Source organism: Pseudomonas sp. WPR_5_2 (genome assembly GCF_003634475.1).
Classification (GTDB): Bacteria; Pseudomonadota; Gammaproteobacteria; order Pseudomonadales; family Pseudomonadaceae; genus Aquipseudomonas; species Aquipseudomonas izuensis.
This window is the reverse complement of record NZ_RBLA01000005.1, coordinates 393,040-411,472: the sequence shown is the minus strand read 5'-3', so window position 1 is coordinate 411,472 and position 18,433 is coordinate 393,040. Positions and strand designations below refer to the sequence as shown.

At 61.0% G+C, this 18,433-nt stretch carries 20 protein-coding genes; 10 read left to right on the top strand and 10 right to left on the bottom strand.

Annotated features, from left to right (window positions below; all coding sequences use genetic code 11):
* Positions 1 to 31: 31 nt before the first annotated feature.
* Positions 32 to 355: a transcriptional regulator SutA gene (gene sutA / locus BJ917_RS20340; RefSeq protein ID WP_007980816.1), complete on the top strand. Its 324-nt coding sequence runs from the start codon at positions 32 to 34 to the stop codon at positions 353 to 355.
* Between the two features lie 185 nt (positions 356 to 540).
* Here sutA and BJ917_RS20335 read toward each other — a convergent pair whose 3' ends face one another.
* From BJ917_RS20335 to BJ917_RS20310, 6 genes are read right to left on the bottom strand one after another with little or no spacing between them, the layout of a single operon-like run.
* Complete coding sequence (locus tag BJ917_RS20335; protein ID WP_121104270.1) at positions 541 to 1,245, bottom strand: HAD family hydrolase; 705 nt, start codon at positions 1,243 to 1,245, stop codon at positions 541 to 543.
* On the bottom strand, positions 1,242 to 2,141 hold the full coding sequence (xerC, locus tag BJ917_RS20330) for a tyrosine recombinase XerC (RefSeq protein WP_096514257.1): 900 nt from the start codon (positions 2,139 to 2,141) through the stop codon (positions 1,242 to 1,244). Before xerC ends, BJ917_RS20335 begins: the two co-directional genes overlap by 4 nt.
* A 2-nt stretch (positions 2,142 to 2,143) precedes the next feature.
* Positions 2,144 to 2,869 (bottom strand): DUF484 family protein, encoded by a 726-nt coding sequence (locus BJ917_RS20325; protein WP_096514258.1) that lies wholly within the window; start codon positions 2,867 to 2,869, stop codon positions 2,144 to 2,146.
* 13 nt (positions 2,870 to 2,882) lie between these two features.
* Complete coding sequence (gene dapF / locus BJ917_RS20320; protein ID WP_121104268.1) at positions 2,883 to 3,713, bottom strand: diaminopimelate epimerase; 831 nt, start codon at positions 3,711 to 3,713, stop codon at positions 2,883 to 2,885.
* Positions 3,714 to 3,717: 4 nt separating this feature from the next.
* Positions 3,718 to 4,965: a diaminopimelate decarboxylase gene (gene lysA / locus BJ917_RS20315; RefSeq protein ID WP_096514260.1), complete on the bottom strand. Its 1,248-nt coding sequence runs from the start codon at positions 4,963 to 4,965 to the stop codon at positions 3,718 to 3,720.
* 12 nt (positions 4,966 to 4,977) lie between these two features.
* Positions 4,978 to 5,154, bottom strand: a complete 177-nt coding sequence (locus BJ917_RS20310; RefSeq protein ID WP_096514261.1) for a lipoprotein — start codon at positions 5,152 to 5,154, stop codon at positions 4,978 to 4,980.
* A gap of 308 nt (positions 5,155 to 5,462) precedes the next feature.
* On the opposite strand from BJ917_RS20310, the gene cyaY reads away from it, so the two are divergent.
* The 3 genes from cyaY (at position 5,463) to rnk (ending at position 6,654) form a co-directional block, all read left to right on the top strand.
* Entirely contained in the window at positions 5,463 to 5,795 is a 333-nt protein-coding gene (gene cyaY / locus BJ917_RS20305) for an iron donor protein CyaY (protein WP_121104266.1), read from the top strand.
* Between the two features lie 4 nt (positions 5,796 to 5,799).
* Positions 5,800 to 6,015 carry a DUF1289 domain-containing protein gene (locus tag BJ917_RS20300; protein ID WP_096515624.1) on the top strand — a complete coding sequence of 72 codons (216 nt, stop codon included), beginning with the start codon at positions 5,800 to 5,802 and terminating at the stop codon, positions 6,013 to 6,015.
* A gap of 228 nt (positions 6,016 to 6,243) precedes the next feature.
* Positions 6,244 to 6,654, top strand: a complete 411-nt coding sequence (rnk, locus tag BJ917_RS20290) for a nucleoside diphosphate kinase regulator (RefSeq protein WP_096514263.1) — start codon at positions 6,244 to 6,246, stop codon at positions 6,652 to 6,654.
* A 7-nt stretch (positions 6,655 to 6,661) separates the two neighbouring features.
* On the opposite strand, the gene BJ917_RS20285 is transcribed toward rnk, so the two are convergent.
* The 3 genes from BJ917_RS20285 to BJ917_RS20270 form a co-directional block, all read right to left on the bottom strand.
* The gene (locus tag BJ917_RS20285) at positions 6,662 to 9,508 is read right to left on the bottom strand and encodes a class I adenylate cyclase (protein ID WP_121104262.1); all 2,847 of its coding nucleotides are present in this window, start codon (positions 9,506 to 9,508) and stop codon (positions 6,662 to 6,664) included.
* Positions 9,509 to 9,700: 192 nt separating this feature from the next.
* Positions 9,701 to 9,946, bottom strand: a complete 246-nt coding sequence (locus tag BJ917_RS20280) for a TIGR02647 family protein (protein WP_095196231.1) — start codon at positions 9,944 to 9,946, stop codon at positions 9,701 to 9,703.
* A gap of 211 nt (positions 9,947 to 10,157) precedes the next feature.
* Positions 10,158 to 10,454 carry a hypothetical protein gene (locus BJ917_RS20270; protein WP_096514265.1) on the bottom strand — a complete coding sequence of 99 codons (297 nt, stop codon included), beginning with the start codon at positions 10,452 to 10,454 and terminating at the stop codon, positions 10,158 to 10,160.
* Positions 10,455 to 10,578: 124 nt separating this feature from the next.
* On the opposite strand from BJ917_RS20270, the gene BJ917_RS20265 reads away from it, so the two are divergent.
* Complete coding sequence (locus tag BJ917_RS20265) at positions 10,579 to 11,238, top strand: glutathione S-transferase family protein (protein WP_121104260.1); 660 nt, start codon at positions 10,579 to 10,581, stop codon at positions 11,236 to 11,238.
* 110 nt (positions 11,239 to 11,348) lie between these two features.
* Here BJ917_RS20265 and argH read toward each other — a convergent pair whose 3' ends face one another.
* Complete coding sequence (gene argH, locus BJ917_RS20260; RefSeq protein WP_096514267.1) at positions 11,349 to 12,743, bottom strand: argininosuccinate lyase; 1,395 nt, start codon at positions 12,741 to 12,743, stop codon at positions 11,349 to 11,351.
* Positions 12,744 to 13,278: 535 nt separating this feature from the next.
* On the opposite strand from argH, the gene BJ917_RS20250 reads away from it, so the two are divergent.
* The 5 genes from BJ917_RS20250 to BJ917_RS20230 all read left to right on the top strand — a co-directional run bounded on the left by BJ917_RS20250 (position 13,279) and on the right by BJ917_RS20230 (position 18,278).
* Entirely contained in the window at positions 13,279 to 14,025 is a 747-nt protein-coding gene (locus BJ917_RS20250) for a LytTR family DNA-binding domain-containing protein (protein ID WP_096514269.1), read from the top strand.
* A 138-nt stretch (positions 14,026 to 14,163) separates the two neighbouring features.
* Complete coding sequence (gene hemC / locus BJ917_RS20245) at positions 14,164 to 15,105, top strand: hydroxymethylbilane synthase (RefSeq protein ID WP_096514270.1); 942 nt, start codon at positions 14,164 to 14,166, stop codon at positions 15,103 to 15,105.
* The gene (locus tag BJ917_RS20240) at positions 15,102 to 15,869 is read left to right on the top strand and encodes a uroporphyrinogen-III synthase (protein WP_096514271.1); all 768 of its coding nucleotides are present in this window, start codon (positions 15,102 to 15,104) and stop codon (positions 15,867 to 15,869) included. Before hemC ends, BJ917_RS20240 begins: the two co-directional genes overlap by 4 nt.
* 16 nt (positions 15,870 to 15,885) lie before the next feature.
* On the top strand, positions 15,886 to 17,043 hold the full coding sequence (locus BJ917_RS20235) for a uroporphyrinogen-III C-methyltransferase (protein WP_096514272.1): 1,158 nt from the start codon (positions 15,886 to 15,888) through the stop codon (positions 17,041 to 17,043).
* Complete coding sequence (locus BJ917_RS20230; RefSeq protein WP_096514273.1) at positions 17,040 to 18,278, top strand: heme biosynthesis protein HemY; 1,239 nt, start codon at positions 17,040 to 17,042, stop codon at positions 18,276 to 18,278. Before BJ917_RS20235 ends, BJ917_RS20230 begins: the two co-directional genes overlap by 4 nt.
* Positions 18,279 to 18,433 lie beyond the last annotated feature (155 nt).

Sequence of the window (18,433 nt, the reverse complement as noted above, 5' to 3'; positions counted from 1 at the left end):
AATCTGCTTTTCGCAAGTCATGAGGTAGAACATGAGCGACGATGATCTGGAAAACGACGACCTCGAAGTAGGCGACGACGACGAAACCGAAGAAGGTCTGGAAGCAGCGGCGGAAGACGTCGCTGAAGACGATGGTGGTGATGCGCCCGTTCCGACCGCCAAAGGCAAAGCCAAGGCAGCGGTATCGGTCGATGAGCTGCCGAGTGTCGAAGCCAAGAACAAGGAACGTGACGCCCTGGCCAAGGCCATGGAAGAGTTCCTGGCTCGTGGCGGCAAAGTGCAGGAAGTGGAGGCCAACGTGGTCGCCGATCCGCCCAAGAAGCCTGACAACAAGTACGGCAGCCGGCCTATCTGAGCCTGTTACCCGCTTGCTGAAAAAGCCCGCCGTCGCTGCGGGCTTTTTCATGCCTGAAACAAAACCCTCAGGCTTGACACAACACCTGTAGGAGCAAAGCTTGCTCGCGTTGACGGTGTGTCAGTCGACATGTATTTTGAATGTTCCGCCATCGCGAGCAAGCTTTGCTCCTACAGGGGGCAGCGTTATTGCTGGGAGTTCCACATCGCCAACAACGCCGGCAATTCGGTCAGGCTGCGAATCTCGGCATCCGGCAGGTGATCGGCCTCCCAGGCTTTGCCCGACGGGTTGAACCAGACCGCCCGCAGCCCCGCCTGTTGAGCGCCGGCAATGTCGTCGCCCGGATGATCACCGATATGCACCGCCGTCTCAGGGGTTGCACCTCCGCGTTGCAATGCCTCATGGAACAGTCGTGCATCGGGTTTGGCGATGCCGATGTCTTCGGCGCACAGCGCAAACTTGAAGTAGTCCGCCAGCCCCAACCGCCGCACATCGGCATTGCCGTTGGTGACGACCCCGAGGGCGTAGTGGTTGGCCAGCACTTCCAGAGTCGGTTGCACCTCCGGGAAAATTTCCAGCTGATGCCTGGCATGCAGGAACACTTCGAAGCTCTGATCAGCCAGGTCCGACGCTTGTTCGTGGGTATAACCGGCTTCTTCCAGGGCATGGAACAACACGCGCCGACGCAAGGCGCTGATGCGGTACTTGAGGCCTGGCTCGCTGCCCAGGATGCGTTCTCGGATGGCCCACAAGTGGTCCACAGGAACGGCGCCCAGGTTGGGCGCATGCTCGGTCAGCCACTCACGCAATACGGCTTCGGCACTGGCGATCACCGGGGCGGTGTCCCACAGGGTGTCGTCGAGGTCGAAGGTGATCAATTGGATCGTCATGAATCATCGCCTTTAATGCGTTTGGCCCGTGGATGGGCGCTGTCGTAGACGGTGGCCAGGTGCTGGAAGTCCAGGTGGGTATAGATCTGGGTGGTCTTGATGTCGGAGTGCCCGAGCAGTTCCTGCACCGCGCGCAGGTCCTGGGAAGACTCCAGCAAATGGCTGGCGAAGGAATGTCGCAACATGTGTGGATGCAGGTTTTGCCCGAGTTCGCGTTCGCCAGCCGCTTTGACCCGTAACTGGATCGCCCGAGGCCCCAGACGCCGCCCCTGCTGGCTGACAAACACCGCATCGTCCGCCGGGTTGGCGAGTGCTCGCAGGGGCAGCCACAGTTCCAGTGCTTCGCGAGCCTTTTTGCCCACCGGCAACAGGCGAGTTTTGCTGCCCTTGCCGTGTACCTGGACCATGCCGTCCGCCAAATCAAGCTGATCGAGATTCAACCCGGTCAGCTCCGATAACCGCAACCCGGAGGAGTAGAACAACTCAAGAATCGCCTGATCCCGGCGCGCGAGAAAGTCGTCTTCGACCCCGCCTTCAAGCAATTGCAGCGCGCGGTCGGTGTCGAGGGTTTTCGGCAGGCGGCGTTCACCTTTGGGCGGCGCGAGGCCGTTGGCCGGATCGTGGTCGCAGAGACCCTCGCGGTTCAGATAGTGATAGAGCCCGCGCACCGCCGACAGCAGCCGCGCCAGGCTGCGGGAGGATTGGCCCTGGGCATGCAGGCGGGCGATCAGGCTGCGCAGGCGCTGGATGTCCAGCGCTGCCCAGCTGCCGATGTTCTGTTTGACGCACCAGGCCAGCACTTTGTCGAGGTCACGGCGGTAGGCGGACAGCGTGTGCGGCGACACCTGTCGCTCACTGCGCAAGTGTTCGCAGTAAGCGTCCAGTTGCCGTTCCATGATCAGCGTACCGAACGCAGGGAACTGTTGAGCCGTGGCAGCACGCGGCCCATGACTTCGGCGATGTAGCTCAGGAACAATGTGCCCACCGAACTTTTGTAGTGCTGCGGATCACGGCTGGCGATGGCCAGGATGCCGTGGATCCCCTGATGAGTGATGGCGACCACGGCGGTGGAGCCAATCTGCTTGCGCTGTTCCTCACCGAACAGGAAGTCCAGTTCGTGCTCGCGCAGGCTGCCGCTGATGCTTTTGTTTTCCTGCAGCAAGCCGCCAATGGCCACTTGCGCTTCGGCATGGGTGACCCAGCGGCCGACCGGCATGGCGTTGTCGCCGAGCAGGATGAGGCTGACGAAGGGCACCTGGAAGTCCTGGCGCAGGCTGTCTTCGACGCACATCACCACGTCTTCCAGGGTGTTGGCATCCATCAGCGCGAGGATCAGGCGGCGGGTCTTGTCGAAAAGACGATCGTTGTCGCGAGCCACGTCCATCAGGTGCGAGAGACGGTGGCGCAACTCGATATTGCGGTCGCGCAGGATGGTCATCTGCCGTTCGACCAGCGACACGGTGTCGCCGCGTCGGTGGGGAATACGCAAGGCCGGCAGCAGTTCCTGGTGCTCGACGAAGAAATCCGGATGAGCCTCCAGGTACGCGGCAATCGCCGCCGCCTCCAGGCTTTCGGACGCTGATTCGTCGGGCTGTCGGGCGGGTACCTGAGGCTTATCGGTCATGGCTTCGGCTCACTCAAAGACGCACTTGTCCTTCGTATACGCGTACTGCCGGGCCGGTCATCATGACCGGTTGGCCTGGGCCTGCCCATTCAATGGACAGACGCCCGCCAGGCAGGTCGATCAATAGCGGCGAATCCATCCACCCCTGGCTGATCGCGGCCACTGCGGCGGCACAGGCGCCGGTACCGCAGGCCTGGGTTTCCCCGGCTCCGCGCTCCCAGACGCGCAACTGCGCGCGACCCCGGTCGATGACCTGGAGAAAACCGACGTTGACCCGCGCCGGGAAGCGCGAGTGATGTTCGATTTTCGGCCCCAGTTCATGCACCGGTGCATTGTTGATGTCGCTGACTCGTAGTACGGCGTGGGGGTTGCCCATGGACACGGCGGCCAACTCGACCGAAGTACCGTCGACGTCGACCTGATAACTCAGGGCCTGCTCCGCTGCCTGGAACGGAATATCGGCCGGTACCAGGCGCGGTGCGCCCATGTTCACGCCGATCTGCCCGTCGTTGCGCACATCCAGTTCGATGATGCCGCTTTTGGTTTCGACGCGGATCTGCCGTTTTGCGGTCAGGCGTTTATCGAGCACGAAACGGGCGAAACAACGTGCTCCGTTACCGCACTGTTCCACTTCGGAACCGTCGGAATTGAAGATCCGATAACGGAAATCCACGTCCGGATTGCTCGGTGCTTCGACGATCAGCAACTGATCGAAACCGATGCCGGTATGCCGATCACCCCACAATTTGGCGTGCTTTGGCAGAATGTGCGCGTGCTGGCTGACCAGGTCGAGGACCATGAAGTCATTGCCCAGGCCGTGCATCTTGGTAAAACGCAGCAGCATGGTTTTACTCCGGCAGCAGGCTTTCGCCAGCATACAACTCGGCTACCGTTTCACGGCGACGCACTTCAAATGCCTGATCACCGTCCACCAACACTTCGGCGGCGCGGCCGCGGGTGTTGTAGTTGGAGCTCATGACAAACCCGTAGGCACCGGCCGAATGCACGGCCAGCAGGTCGCCTTCTTCCAGGGCCAGTTCACGCTCCTTGGCCAGGAAGTCGCCGGTCTCGCAGATCGGGCCGACGATGTCGTAGGCACGGGCAGCGGTGCTGCGCGGGCGCACGGCGGTGACGTCCATCCAGGCTTGATACAGCGCCGGGCGGATCAGGTCGTTCATGGCCGCGTCGACGATGGCGAAATCTTTGTGCTCGGTGTGCTTGAGGTACTCGACCTGGGTCAGCAGCACGCCGGCGTTGGCCACGATGAAGCGTCCAGGTTCGAATACCAGTGCCAGGTCACGACCGTCGAGACGCTCGCGCACGGCCTTGATGTAGTCGCCGGCCAATGGCGGTTCTTCATCGCGATAACGCACACCCAAACCGCCACCGAGGTCGATGTGACGCAGGTAGATGCCGCAATCGCCGAGGCGATCGACCAGGCCCAGCAGTCGGTCGAGTGCATCGATGAAGGGTGGCAGGGTGGTCAGTTGCGAACCGATATGGCAATCGACGCCGACCACTTCCAGATTCGGCAGCTGCGCGGCGCGCACATACACGTCTTCGGCGTCGGCGATGGCGATGCCGAACTTGTTCTCTTTGAGACCGGTGGAAATGTATGGGTGAGTGCCGGCATCGACGTCCGGGTTCACGCGCAGCGAGATCGGCGCGCGAACACCCAGCTCGGCGGCCACCACTTGCAGGCGTTCCAGCTCGTCGGTGGACTCGACGTTGAAGCAGTGCACGCCGACTTCCAGGGCGCGACGCATGTCGTCACGGGTTTTGCCGACGCCGGAGAACACGATCTTGTCGGCGCTGCCGCCAGCGGCCAATACGCGTTCCAGCTCGCCACGGGACACGATGTCGAAACCGGCGCCCAGGCGCGCCAGGACATTCAGCACACCCAGGTTGGAGTTGGCCTTGACCGCGAAACAGACCAGGTGCGGCATGCCGGCCAGCGCATCGGCGTAAGCCAGATATTGGGCTTCGATGTGGGCACGGGAGTAAACGTAGGTCGGTGTACCAAAGCGATCGGCGATGGCAGACAGGGCAACACCTTCCGCGAACAGTTCACCGTCACGGTAGTTAAAAGCGTCCATGAGGTTCCCTTATTATTGGTAGACGTCGTGCTTGTGTGCCTTGGAAGCAGGCTGCTTTTGCGAGGATTGCGCCTGTTCTGCAGGATCCTGGTCTTCGTCGGGCAGGTACAACGGGCCTTTTTGACCGCAGGCCGACACAAGACAGGCAACCGCGAGGAGCGCGGCAAGGGAAGAGATCAGGCGCTTCATGGCGAAATCCTTGAAAATGCATTAATTGCGCCGGAGTATACCGGCCACCCGGCAGCTTGCCTATGCAACGGACCGCCCGTCCGGCGGGCCTTGCGAGATAGTCGTCGTTGTCAGGCAATCCCTGTTGGAGTGAGCCTGCTCGCGATAGTGGTGTGTCAGTCGACCATAATGTTGAATGTGACGACCTCATCGCGAGCAGGCTCGCTCCCACAGATTGGGGTAGCCGGGCGTTATTCTTTGCAATCACCGGAGCTCGCCCGTATCTTGCGGCGCTTGAGCCTGATCAGACACTTTTTGAGGTTGCCGTAATGAGTTTGTCCGAAGCCCGTTTCCACGATCTGGTCGATGCCACCCAGCAAACCCTGGAGGACATCTTTGACGAAAGCGACCTGGATATCGATCTGGAAAGCTCGGCCGGTGTGCTGACCGTCAAGTTCGAAAACGGCACTCAGTTGATCTTCAGTCGTCAGGAGCCGTTGCGGCAGTTGTGGCTGGCCGCGGTGTCCGGTGGTTTCCACTTCGATTACGACGAAGAGAGCGAGCGCTGGATGTGCGACAAGAGCGAAGAGCAGCTGGGCGAAATGCTTGAGCGCATCGTCAAGCAGCAGGCCGGTGCCGAATTCGATTTCGAAGGCCTGTGAGATCGTGACCCAGCCTGCGCCCGTTCGTCCGCCCAAGCCGCTGTACAGCAATGTCAGTCCGGCGGTGCCTTCTCCCTGCAGCGGCGTTTGCCGGCTGGATGAGCAGAAGGTCTGTCTCGGATGTTTCCGCCATGTTGAAGACATTCGCGAGTGGCGCTCGGCTGACGATGAGCGCCGGCGGGTGATTTGTGCGCAGGCTTTGCAGCGCCAGCACCTGTAGGAGCTGGCTTGCCAGCGAAGGCGGCCTGAAGTTCACTGCGCCTTTAAAGCCCTATCGCCAGCAAGCCGGCTCCTACAGGCGTTGCGCGCCGCCCGGTGGCGGCTTGTATATTTTTTGAGCTGTGATAGTGTCCAGATACGCCTCAACCCATCGAGGCTTGTGAAAACCCCGCCTTTTTCTGGCGGGGTTTTGCTTTTTTCGTGCAGAAGAAAGGAGTCTGCCCTGATCATGACCGCACCTTCCATCACCCTTACACGTCTGGACGTTCAACGTCTGGAGCGTCTGATCGACAGCCTGGATGAAACCCTGCCAGGTGTTATCGCGCTGCAAACCGAGCTGGATCGCGCCGATACGGTGGTCGGCCACGATGAAGTGCCCGCCGATGTCGTGACCATGAATTCCCGCGTTCACTGCCGTGAAGAGATCAGCGGCAAGGACTATCACCTGACCCTGGTTTACCCGAAGGATGCCAATGCCGACGAAGGCAAGATTTCCATCCTGGCGCCGGTGGGCAGTGCATTGCTCGGCTTGAAGGTTGGCCAGCACATCGACTGGCCGGCACCGGGCGGCAAGACCCTGAAACTGACATTGCTGGAAGTCGAGTCGCAGCCGGCCAACGGTGGCGATTTCAACGTTTGACCCCGCCTCACACCTGCCCGAGCGCCTTGTTCAATGCGTGCTCCAGGTCGGCCTTGTAACGCAGGTACAGATTGCTTGAACCCTGACCATCACCGAGCAGGCCCGACAGGTCCAGATCGGTGATGTAGCAGCGGTAGCGTTTGGTCTCGCGGCGTTGCTCGACGATTTCCCGGGCGACCACGCTGAACAGTTGGTCGCCATGCTCGAGTTCTGAAAATTCCCGCTGATTGCAGTACAACGTGACCTGCACCTTGCCCGGTGCAGCTTTGCCGACGATCGCCTGTACATCATAGAAGGGCTTGTTGACCGGGGTTTGCGGTGCCGGACGGGCTTCGACCCGGCGTGCCCGGCCTGAACCTGAAGGCAAGAGTTGGTAATAAAAAGTGTCCAGGCTCCGGGGTTGAGCCGGGTCCATCGGCTGCAAGGCGTCGCGCCGGTACTGGATCGATTGCAGGAATCGTTGCAGCGGCACCAATAGGCTTTGCTCGTCATGCCACGGCAAACGTTGTTGCCACAAGGCATTGAATTCATCCAGTGCGTACACGTCGGCCTGGTCTTCGTTGATTCGGTAGAACACCTGAATGCAACCTGGCTGGCCCATTGGCAGTAGCAGCGCGAGGTCGTTGTCCTCCAGTGCCATCGGGTCCAGGTGCAGTGGGCTGTACCGGGTCAGTTCTTCGCCCAGGTAGTCGTAAAGCGCTGGCAGTGTGGAGAGGGCGATGTGCCTGACCTGGCCGGGCACCAGCTCCAGCACGTGATAATGCTGCTGGACCTGGATCAGGTAGCGGTGGTTGAGTTTGCTCAGCAGCAGGGTCTGTGCGATCTCGAGGATGTCTTCAACACGCTGGGCGATGAACTGGGCGCGGTTGTGGCAGAAGCAACGCACACGCAATCGGGGTTGCCACGTGCCGTCCGGCAGGTTGTTGAGGTAATCGCGCAGGCAGTCGAGCAAGGCATGGGGGCCGTCGAAGCGATTGACCAGCACTTCGTTCCAGCTATTGAGCGTGACCTGATCCAGGGTCAGCACCAGATTTTCCCGTACGCCTGCGTAACTCAGGGAGTCGGTGCGCTCGGTGGTCATCAGGATGTTCAGGTCGCGGTGGTGCTTGAGCGGGTCGACGCCGACGTTCACCAGAATCAGCACTTCGCTGGGCACGCTGGCCCGCAGCAAGCGCTCTTCGGCGACCGTGGGCAGAGGCAGGGGGATGCTCTGTTGCAGGCTGCCGAGCAGGTTGAACAGTTCGAATTCGCTCAGGTCACTGCTGCCAGGATGCAAGGCCAGTCGGGTGCTGCTGTCGATCACGCCGTTGCGGTGGCACCAGGTGAGCAATTCGAGCAGTTGGCGGCTGCGTTTGATCGGGGCGAAATGCTCCCACTCAAGGGCGGTCAGGCTGCCGTTGTACAGACCCCATTGAGATTGCCCCGCTTCCTTTCTGTTCTCCATGTGCACCAGCGTCAGGGTGTCTTCGGCCAAGTCCGGGGCGATGCCCGGGTTGATGAACTCGACCTTGTCCGCCTTACGCTCGAAGGCCGCATACAGGCGTCGGCCCAGCACGCTGAGGTCGCGTTTGTTGATCAGGCTGACGGTCTGTTCGTGCTGGGCAAACTGGGTCAGAAAGCGGTAACTGTAATTGAGCTCGTTGACCAGGGCGCGGCGCTCGGAGCCGACCTGGCGGACCTTCCACTGGCTGCGGCTGTCGAGCAGGGCCAACTGGCGCTGGTCCCAATGCCATTCGTGGGCCAGGCGCTCGAGCAGCGAGCGTTGCCAGCTTTGGGTGCGCCCGGTGTTGCCGGTGAGCTTGCGATTGACCTTCAGGTACAGCGCGCGCCGCACCAGTTCCAGTCGATCCGGCTCATTACGGGCGATGAGGTATTCCTCGATGCGCCGGTAAACCACGACGTAGGGGTCCAGTTCATCGAGGTCGAGCCGATTGGCGAACACCGCCTGTTTGAAGCGCAGGCTCAGGCACTGGACCCTGGGATGTTCGCTGGCGTAAACCTCGGTCAGCAGCAACTTGAGCACCGATTTGTACGGTGATTCGATGCCCTTGAACAATTGCCACAGCCCGGCGCCGATGAATTCGCCGGGGGGAATGAACGCCAGATGCCCCAGGTCGAGTGTTTCGTCGGCGCGGATGAACCGCTTTGACAGCAGTGTGTGGATGTAGCGGTCGTAACTCGCTTCTTCATAGACCGGCACCAGCCACCAGATCGGCGTGCGTCCGGCCAGCCAGATCGCCGTGCGATAGAACTCGTCCAGCAACAGAAAGTGCTGGGTGGTGCCGCAATTTTCGGAGCTGAGTTGATTGTCGCGTTCACCCCGCGCAAAACGGGCCGGGTCGATCAGGAAGAAGTGCGCCTCGGCGCCCTGGCTGGCAGCCCAGGCTTCAAGCAACTGACATTTCTTGCGCAGTTCGGCGAGTTCGTTCTCGCCCAGGTCCGAACTGTGGCAAACCCACACGTCCATGTCGCTCTGCTCGGCCTGGGCCAGGGTGCCGAGGCTGCCCATCAGGAACAGGCCGTGAATCGGTCGTGGCGGATTGCTGCCGTGGCGTGGCTTATAGGAGAACGAGCGGGTCAGGCGCTGGGCTTCGGCAAGAACATTGGCGTCGGGTTCGAAATTCGACAGCCCGGCCGGTGTACTGCCGGAAACGTAGCCGGGCAACAGCGGATGATTGACGTGGAAAAACAGCGGCAGGAGGTTGAGCACCCCTTGCTGGCGGGTCGACAAACCTTCCATGGCCCGCCTCATGCGGCCCTCATTGAGCTTCAGGAAGCGTGCGCGCAGTTGGCTCAGAACCTTTCGGTCGATTCCCTCGTCCAGGTCGGGGCGGATTTCATGGGTGCGGATCATGTCAGCTCAAACCGGCTCGCAGGGCTCGGACGTGGGGCTCTCGGGTGAGGGAAGTTTAGCGCCTCGATCCCGGGACATTTAAGCCGATTTTGTTTTTTTGACGTCAGATTTGTATCGCATGGCGACGTCAGGCGGCACTGAGTGCCCGCGGAAATCCCGTGGCAGGGGTTTCCGTGGGCGATACGGTGGAATTCAGGCTGTTTCTTCAGCTTTCAGAATAGTGAGCACGGTCTGCACACTTTGCGCGGCGTCGCGTCCCAGGCTGGTCAGATAACCACCATCGGGCTGGTCAATCAGTTCTTTTTCATACAGGCGTTGGGCAGCGGCAATGGCTTTTGGGGCAGCGGTCTGATGAATTTTCAAACCTTCCTGGGAACTGTCCAGGTTGAAGAGTGCGAGGATTTCCAGTTCGGCAACCAACTCAGGGGTAAGCGACATAAGGACTCCAGACTTTCTAGGAATTGGACGACAGCGCCCCTAAGGTGAACCCGCCGGTGCGGCATGTCCAGTGCTCGCAGCAGCCTTTTTTCTCTCTGTAGGAGCGAGCCTGCTCGCGATGGTCGTCAACGATGACGCTGGAGGCCTGACAGCCCGCGGTGCTCTCAGGTTCTTCGCGAGCAGGCTCGCTCCTACAGGGGGAAGGGAGGGGTTATTTCTTTTCGGGTGGCAACTCTGGCAGTGCACGCAGCGCCGCTTCGTACCATTCGGTATTGAACGCGCGGTCTTCTTCGAGGATAGCGTCGATTTCTACCGCTAAAACGTGGGCCATCAGGTTGAGGATTTCCTCCCGCTCGTAACCCACCAGTGTCAGCTTGTTGAACGTCGCCTTGGCCGCCGGCGGATTATCACTTTCAATCTGGTTTTCGATGGCTTCGATCAGCGTGTTCTCGGCGAACTCTTCTTCGTCGATGTCGTCTTGGCGGGTATCGGGGGTTGGCTCGCTCATGGCAGGCTCCTCTAGGAAAGGTGGCCAGTTTACCCGCATTCAGGGCTGTGATGCTGCTGGCGAGAATGGCCGCGGCGTTCTATAACAGGCACTGCCAACCCCTGCACGGCCTGGAGGCTATGTGATGCTCAAGCTTTATGGATTTTCCGTCAGCAACTACTACAACATGGTCAAGCTGGCGCTGCTGGAAAAAGGACTGCCGTTTGAAGAGGTGCCGTTTTATGCCGGCCAGACGCCTGAAGCGCTGGCCATCAGCCCGCGTGGCAAGGTGCCGGTGTTGGGTGTCGAGCAGGGTTTCATCAATGAAACCAGCGTGATCCTCGAATACATCGAGCAAAGCCAGAAAGGCAAGCCGCTGCTGCCGAGCGATTCCTTTGAGCGTGCTCAGGTGTTGGCACTGGCCAAGGAGATCGAGCTGTATATCGAACTGCCTGCGCGCGCCTGCTATCCCGAAGCGTTTTTCGGCATGACGTTGCCGGATGCGATCAAGGAAAAGACCAAGGCCGAATTGCTGCTGGGCGTTGCATCCTTGGGCAGGCACGGAAAATTCAGCCCTTACGTGGCGGGCGACAGTCTGAGCGTGGCGGATGTGTACTTCTTGTACAGCGTGCCGCTGGCCTGTGGGGTGGCGAAAAAGCTGTTTGATATTGATTTGCTGGCTGAACTGCCAGAAGCCAAGGCGCTGCTGGAGCGTCTGGGGGACAATCCGAACGTGCAACGGATTGCGGCGGACAAGGAAGCGGCGATGCCTGCGTTCATGGCGATGATCGCGTCCAAGAAATAGTTTTTGTAGCGTTCTTGCGAATGCCATCGCGGGCAAGCCTTGCTCCCACAGGTCAGCATTGATTTCGAAATCGACGCGACCTGTGGGAGCAAGGCTTGCCCGCGATGCTTTTAGCGGCTGGCGAGCAGCGCCTGGCCGCGAGCCACGGCTGCCTTCACCTGTGCCGGCGCCGTTCCGCCGATGTGGTTACGGGCATTGACCGAACCTTCCAGTGTCAGCACGGCGAACACGTCCTGATCAATCTGGTCGCTGAACTTGCGCAGTTCTTCCAGGCTCATTTCCGCCAGGTCCTTGCCGCTTTCCACGCCGTACTTCACGGCATGACCCACGATTTCGTGGCAATCCCGGAACGGCAGGCCACGACGCACCAGGTAGTCGGCCAGGTCAGTGGCAGTGGAGAAACCGCGCAGGGCCGCTTCGCGCATCATGGCGTGCTTGGGCTTGATCGCCGGGATCATGTCGGCAAAGGCACGCAACGAGTCGCGCAGGGTATCGGCGGCGTCGAACAGCGGTTCCTTGTCTTCCTGGTTGTCCTTGTTGTAGGCCAGAGGCTGGCCTTTCATCAGGGTCAGCAGGCCCATCAGCGCGCCGAATACACGGCCGGTCTTGCCACGCACCAGCTCCGGCACGTCCGGGTTTTTCTTTTGCGGCATGATCGAGCTGCCGGTGCAGAAACGGTCCGGCAGATCGATGAACTGGAACTGCGCGCTGGTCCACAGCACCAGCTCTTCGGAGAAGCGCGACAGGTGCATCATCGCGATACTGGCAGCCGAGCAGAATTCGATGGCGAAGTCGCGATCAGACACGTTGTCCAGGGAGTTGCCCCCGACCGCGTCGAAGCCCAGCAGTTGCGCGGTGTATTCACGGTCGATCGGGTAGGTGGTGCCGGCCAGTGCGGCGCTGCCCAGTGGCATGCGGTTGGTGCGTTTGCGGCAGTCGACCAGGCGCTCGTAGTCGCGGCTGAGCATTTCGAACCAGGCCAGCATGTGGTGCCCGAAGGTCACCGGCTGCGCGGTTTGCAGGTGGGTGAAGCCGGGCATGATGCTGCCCGCTTCGCGCTCGGCCTGTTCCAGCAAGCCTTTTTGCAGACGGGTGATTTCGCCCAGGATCAGGTCGATCTCGTCACGCAGCCACAGACGGATATCGGTGGCGACCTGATCGTTACGGCTGCGGCCGGTGTGCAGCTTTTTACCGGTCACGCCGATGCGGTCGGTCAGGCGCGCCTCGATGTTCATGTGCACGTCTTCGAGGTCGATGCGCCAGTCGAACTGGCCGGCCTCGATTTCACCCTGGATGGTCTTCAGGCCATCGATGATGCTGTCGCGCTCGGCATCCGTCAGCACGCCGACCTTGGCCAGCATGGTGGCGTGGGCGATCGAGCCCATGATGTCGTGGCGATACAGGCGCTGGTCGAAGGTGACGGAGGCGGTGAAGCGGGCGACGAAGGCGTCGACGGGTTCACTGAAGCGGCCGCCCCAGGACTGATTGGTCTTGTCAGTGCTCATGAATTCGCTCGTATCGGCTGAAGAAAGATGGCGTTGAAAGCTGCCGCGGATAATAACAGGGTTGCCAATGCTGTCGCTGACACTGGTCGACTGGTTTTCATTGGAGCTGCAGGGGCGAGCCTGCTCGCGATGAACCTGAGGGCGGCGCGTGTATCCAGGAAGCCCTCGTTTTCGTTAGCGTCCATCGCGAGCAGGCTCGCTCCTGCAGTTTTCACTGTTTGCGCAACGATATTTCTCATTTGAGCAATATCGGCCCGGCAACCGTCTACAGTTGGACAGTAGGACTAGCGCACTTCTCGGTGCAGATGCTGACTATAAGAAGAGGGGTGTTCATATTGCGTATCAGCAAACCCTGTGGCGATGTGTCGCCAATGCGGGCCTGGGCCGCCAATTGCCCGTCGGATAAAATTTTTACCGCCGGACGAGCGGCACTTTTTGACGCTCGGGCTAGTCTTAGCGTGGATCGCGGTGACGGACGTCACTTCACCTGTCTACGCTATCCTTGTGCGAGACTCACGCAGGAATCCAGCGCAATATGAATGTCCTGATCGTTGATGACGACCCCCTTGCCCGCGAGCGCCTGAGCCGAATGGTTGGCGAACTCGAGGGATACAGTGTCCTGGAGCCCAGCGCCACGAACGGCGAAGAGGCGCTGGCACTGATCGACAGCCACAAACCGGATATCGTTCTGCTCGATATCCGCATGCCAGGCCTCGATGGCCTGCAAGTGGCCGCGCGATTGTGCGAGCGCGAAACCCCGCCCGCCGTGGTGTTTTGCACGGGGCCCGATGAATTTGCCGTGGAAGCCTTACAGGCCAGCGCCGTAGGCTATCTGGTGAAACCGGTGAGAACTGAACATTTACATGACGCGTTAAAAAAAGCCGAACGTCCCAATCGTGTCCAACTCTCGGCCCTGACCCGTCCGGCCGCCGAAAGTGGCAGTGGCCCCCGCAGCCATATCAGCGCACGCACCCGTAAGGGGATCGAGCTGATTCCGCTGGATCAGGTGGTTTACTTCATCGCCGATCACAAATACGTGACCTTGCGCCACGAAACCGGCGAGGTGCTGCTCGACGAACCGCTCAAAGCCCTTGAAGACGAATTCGGTGACCGTTTCGTGCGCATCCACCGCAACGCACTGGTTGCTCGTGAGCGCATCGAACGCTTGCAGCGAACGCCTCTGGGACATTTTCAGCTGTTCCTCAAAGGCCTGAACGGCGATGCGTTGATCGTCAGTCGGCGCCATGTGGCCGGCGTGCGGAAAATGATGCAACAGCTTTGATTCGCCGGTCGCAGGCGAATTTCACACCCGATTGCCGGACACCCGGGGCCAGGGAGGCACAGTAGTTTCTGATACAAGTCAAAGTGGATTTGGCTGAGCTGTTATTATCCGCCGTATCTATTCAGTACGGATTGATCCATGTCCTCTCGCCAGATCCGCATCGCCACCCGCAAAAGTGCTCTCGCCCTGTGGCAGGCCGAATACGTCAAAGCCCGTCTGGAAGAGGCCCATCCGGGCCTTCTCGTGACGCTGGTTCCGATGGTCAGTCGCGGCGACAAGCTGCTCGACTCACCGCTGTCGAAAATCGGCGGCAAGGGCCTGTTCGTCAAGGAGCTGGAAACCGCGCTGCTGGAAAACGAAGCAGACATCGCCGTGCACTCCATGAAAGACGTGCCGATGGATTTCCCTGAAGGCCTCGGCCTGTTCTGTATCTGCGAGCGCGAAGACCCGCGCGATGCATTTGTCTCCAATACCTACGCCAGCCTTGAAGAATTGCCGCCAGGCAGCATCGTCGGCACGTCGAGCCTGCGCCGTCAGGCCCAGTTGCTGACCCGTCGTCCGGACCTGGAAATCCGCTTCTTGCGCGGAAACGTCAACACTCGCCTGGCCAAGCTCGATGCTGGCGAATACGATGCCATTATCCTTGCCTCCGCCGGTTTGATTCGCCTGGGTTTTGAAGATCGCATAACCTCGGCCATCAGTGTCGACGACAGTCTGCCGGCGGGTGGTCAAGGCGCAGTGGGCATCGAGTGCCGCAGTGCCGACAGCGAAATTCACGCGCTGCTGGCACCGCTGCATCACCAGGACACCGCCACCCGCGTGACCGCCGAACGTGCCCTCAACAAACATCTGAATGGCGGTTGCCAGGTGCCGATCGCCTGCTACGCCGTGCTTGAAGGCGAACAGATCTGGTTGCGCGGCTTGGTGGGTGATCCCAATGGCGGTCTGCTGCTCAGCGCGCAGGCGCGTGCACCGCGTGGTGATGCCGAAGCCCTGGGTGTGCGAGTGGCCGAAGACTTGTTGAGCCAGGGCGCCGCCGACATTCTCAAAGCGGTCTATGGCGAGGCAGGTCACGAGTGACGGGCTGGCGCCTGCTGCTGACGCGTCCGGCGGATGAGTCGGCGGCGCTGAGCGGCTTCCTGGCCGGGCAGGGGATTTTCAGCAGCAGCTTGCCGCTTTTGGACATCGTGCCAATCCCTGCCTCTGACACAATGCGCGACGTGATCCGCGACCTGGATCATTACTGCGCAGTGATCGTAGTCAGCAAGCCCGCCGCGCGGATCGGCGTCGAACTGCTCGACCGGTTTTGCGCGCAAACACCGCGTGTGAAGTGGTTCAGCGTTGGCGCGGCGACAGCGCAGATTCTTGAGGATCACCACCTGGACGTGAGCTTTCCGGAGGACGGCGATGACAGCGAAGCCTTGCTTGAGCTGGCGAATTTGCGCGAGGCTATCGCCCGACCCGAGCCGCGTGTGCTGATCCTGCGTGGGGAGGGTGGTCGCGAGTTGCTGGCTGAGCGCTTGCGTGAGCGAGGTGCTAGTGTCGAGTACCTGGAGTTGTACCGCCGCGAGCTGCCGCAATACCCGCCGGCAGCACTGCCCGGACGTATCGAATCGGAACGCCTGAATGCACTGGTGGTCAGCAGTGGACAGGGTTTTGAGCACCTGCATCAATTGGCTGGCGATGCCTGGCCGCAATTGGCGCGGTTGCCGTTGTTTGTACCTAGCCCCAGGGTCGCCGAGCTGGCACGTGCTGCCGGTGCCCTGACTGTTGTGGATTGTCGTGGCGCCAGTGCCGCGGCCTTGCTGACGGCGTTGCGGGAGCATCCCGAACCCGTTCTCTAATGCAAAGGATGGATACGTGAGCGAAACAGCCTTGCCTAAAGATAACGCGCGACCTGTGCTCGATGCACCGCTCGATGCACCTGTTGATCAAATGCCGCCGCCTGTTGCAGTGCAGCGCCGAGGCAATGGGCTGGCGATCGTCGCGCTGCTGGTGGGCGCTGTCGGTGTGGCGGTGGGCGGTTGGGGCGTCTGGCAGGTGCGCCACCTGCAAGCGACCAACCAGCAGCACTTGAGTCAGGTGCAGGCGTTGAGCGACGAGGCGCAAAGCCTGAAGCTCAATGAGCAGCGCCTGAGCGCGCGACTTGAGCAATTGCCCGGCGCCGATGTGCTGGAAGAGCGCAGTCGTCTGGTGATTCAGTTGCAAGGCGATCAGCAGCGGCTGAATCAGCGACTGGAAACCGTCCTCGGCGCCAGCCGCAAGGACTGGCGCCTGGCCGAGGCCGAGCACTTGCTGCGTCTGGCCAGTCTGCGCCTGTCTGCCTTGCAGGACATCAGCAGCGCCCAGGCCCTGGTGCAGGGTGCCGACGAAATTCTGCGCGAACAAAATGATCCGGGTGCCTTCGCCGCGCGGGAACAGGTGGCCAAGACCCTTGTGGCGTTGCGCAGCACCGAGCAGCCGGATCGCACCGGGCTGTTCCTGCGCCTGGGGGCGCTGCGCGAACAGGTCACTGGCCTCACCGAGCTGGCACCCGAATACAAAGAGCGTGGCGAATCGCTGCTCGGCCTGACCGCCGACGGCGACGGCGCCAGTCGCTGGGCGCAATGGTGGGATCAGATCTCGCGTTACATCCGCATCGATTTCAATGCCGATAAAAATGTCCGCCCATTGCTTGCCGGGCAGAGCCTGAGCCAGGTGCGTCTGGCCCTGAGCCTGGCGCTGGAGCAGGCACAATGGGCTGCACTCAATGGCCAGGCTGTGGTTTACAGTCAGGCACTGGACGAGGCGCGTGACGTACTCAAAGGTAATTTCAACCCGGACAACCCGCAGAGCAAAGTGATGCTTGATCAGGTGGCCGAACTGAGCACGCAGCCAGTGACCGTGGTGACCCCGGACCTGACCGGGACGCTCAGTGCGGTCCAGGGTTATCTGGAGCGGCGCAATGTCAACGCCGAAGATTCGATCAAGCCGCTGGCCAAGCCTGCCGCAAGCGCCGCGCAGGAGGCCACGCCATGAAGCGCCTGTATGTGATCGTGTTCCTGGCCATAGCCGCTGCGGCTGCGTTGGGGTTGGCGATTGCCGAGCATTCCGGTTACGTGCTGATCGCTTATAAAAGTTTCCGCTTCGAGTCGAGTCTGTGGGCGACGCTGGCGCTGGTTGCCGTGCTCTGGCTGGTGTTCTGGGGCATCAAGGCGTTGATCGAACTGGTGACGACTTCCGGCGGCGTGGTCAATCCCTGGTCGCGGCGCAATCGCAGTCGCCGGATACAAGTGGCGATCGAGCACGGTCAGCTGGATCTGGCCGAGGGGCGCTGGGCCAGTGCGCAGCGCCACTTGCATCGGGCTGCGGAAGCCGAGCGCCAGCCGCTGCTCTACTACCTCGGCGCTGCCCGCGCCGCGAACGAGCAAGGGCATTACGAAGAGAGCGACAGTCTGCTGGAGCGGGCGTTGGAGCGTCAGCCTCAGGCCGAGCTGGCGATTGCCCTGAACCACGCACAATTGCAGACCGATCGTGGCGATACCGAAGGCGCCCTGACGACCCTGCAAGCGATGCACGAACGCCACCCTCATAACGCACAGACTCTGCGCCAATTGCAGCGCCTGCATCAGCAACGGGGCGACTGGTCGGCGCTGATTCGCCTGTTGCCAGAGTTACGCAAGGACAAGGTTCTCCCGCCGGCTGAACTGGTCGAGCTGGAGCGCCGTGCCTGGGGCGAGAACCTGTCGCTGGCGGCGCATCAGGAAGAGGGCGGGACCGTTGGTTTGCAATCGCTCAATCGTGCCTGGCAGCAACTGTCTGCGGCTCAGCGTCAAGAACCGCAACTGGTGCTTGCCTACGCCGAGCAACTGCGGCAGCTGGGTGCGCAGGTCGAGGCCGAGGAAGTCTTGCGCACAGCGCTCAAGCGCAACTATGACAGTCACCTGGCGCGTCTCTACGGGCTGGTTCGTGGCAGTGATCCGGCTCGTCAATTGCAACACGCCGAAGGCTGGCTCAAGGACCATCCCGCCGACCCAGGTCTGTTGCTGACGTTGGGGCGCCTGTGCCTGCAAAGCAGCTTGTGGGGCAAGGCCCGGGATTATCTGGAAAGCAGCCTGCGCGTTCAGCGCAATCCCGAAGCCTGTGCCGAGCTGGCGCGGCTGTTGGCGCAAATGGGGGACACCGGGCGCAGCAATCAACTGTTCCAGGAAGGTCTGGGGTTGCTCGATGAGCGCTTGCTGGCAGCGCCATTGCCGGTGCCCATTCGCGCTTGATTGAGCCGGGACTCAATGGCTCAAAGATGACCTTGTGGCGAGGGAGCTCTTCCCGCTGGGGCTGCGAAGCGGCCCCCATGCCACCACACACGCATTTTGATGTCGGTTTTTTTACGTCTGATTGCGTCTTCGGCAGCGTCCTACAAACGATTACA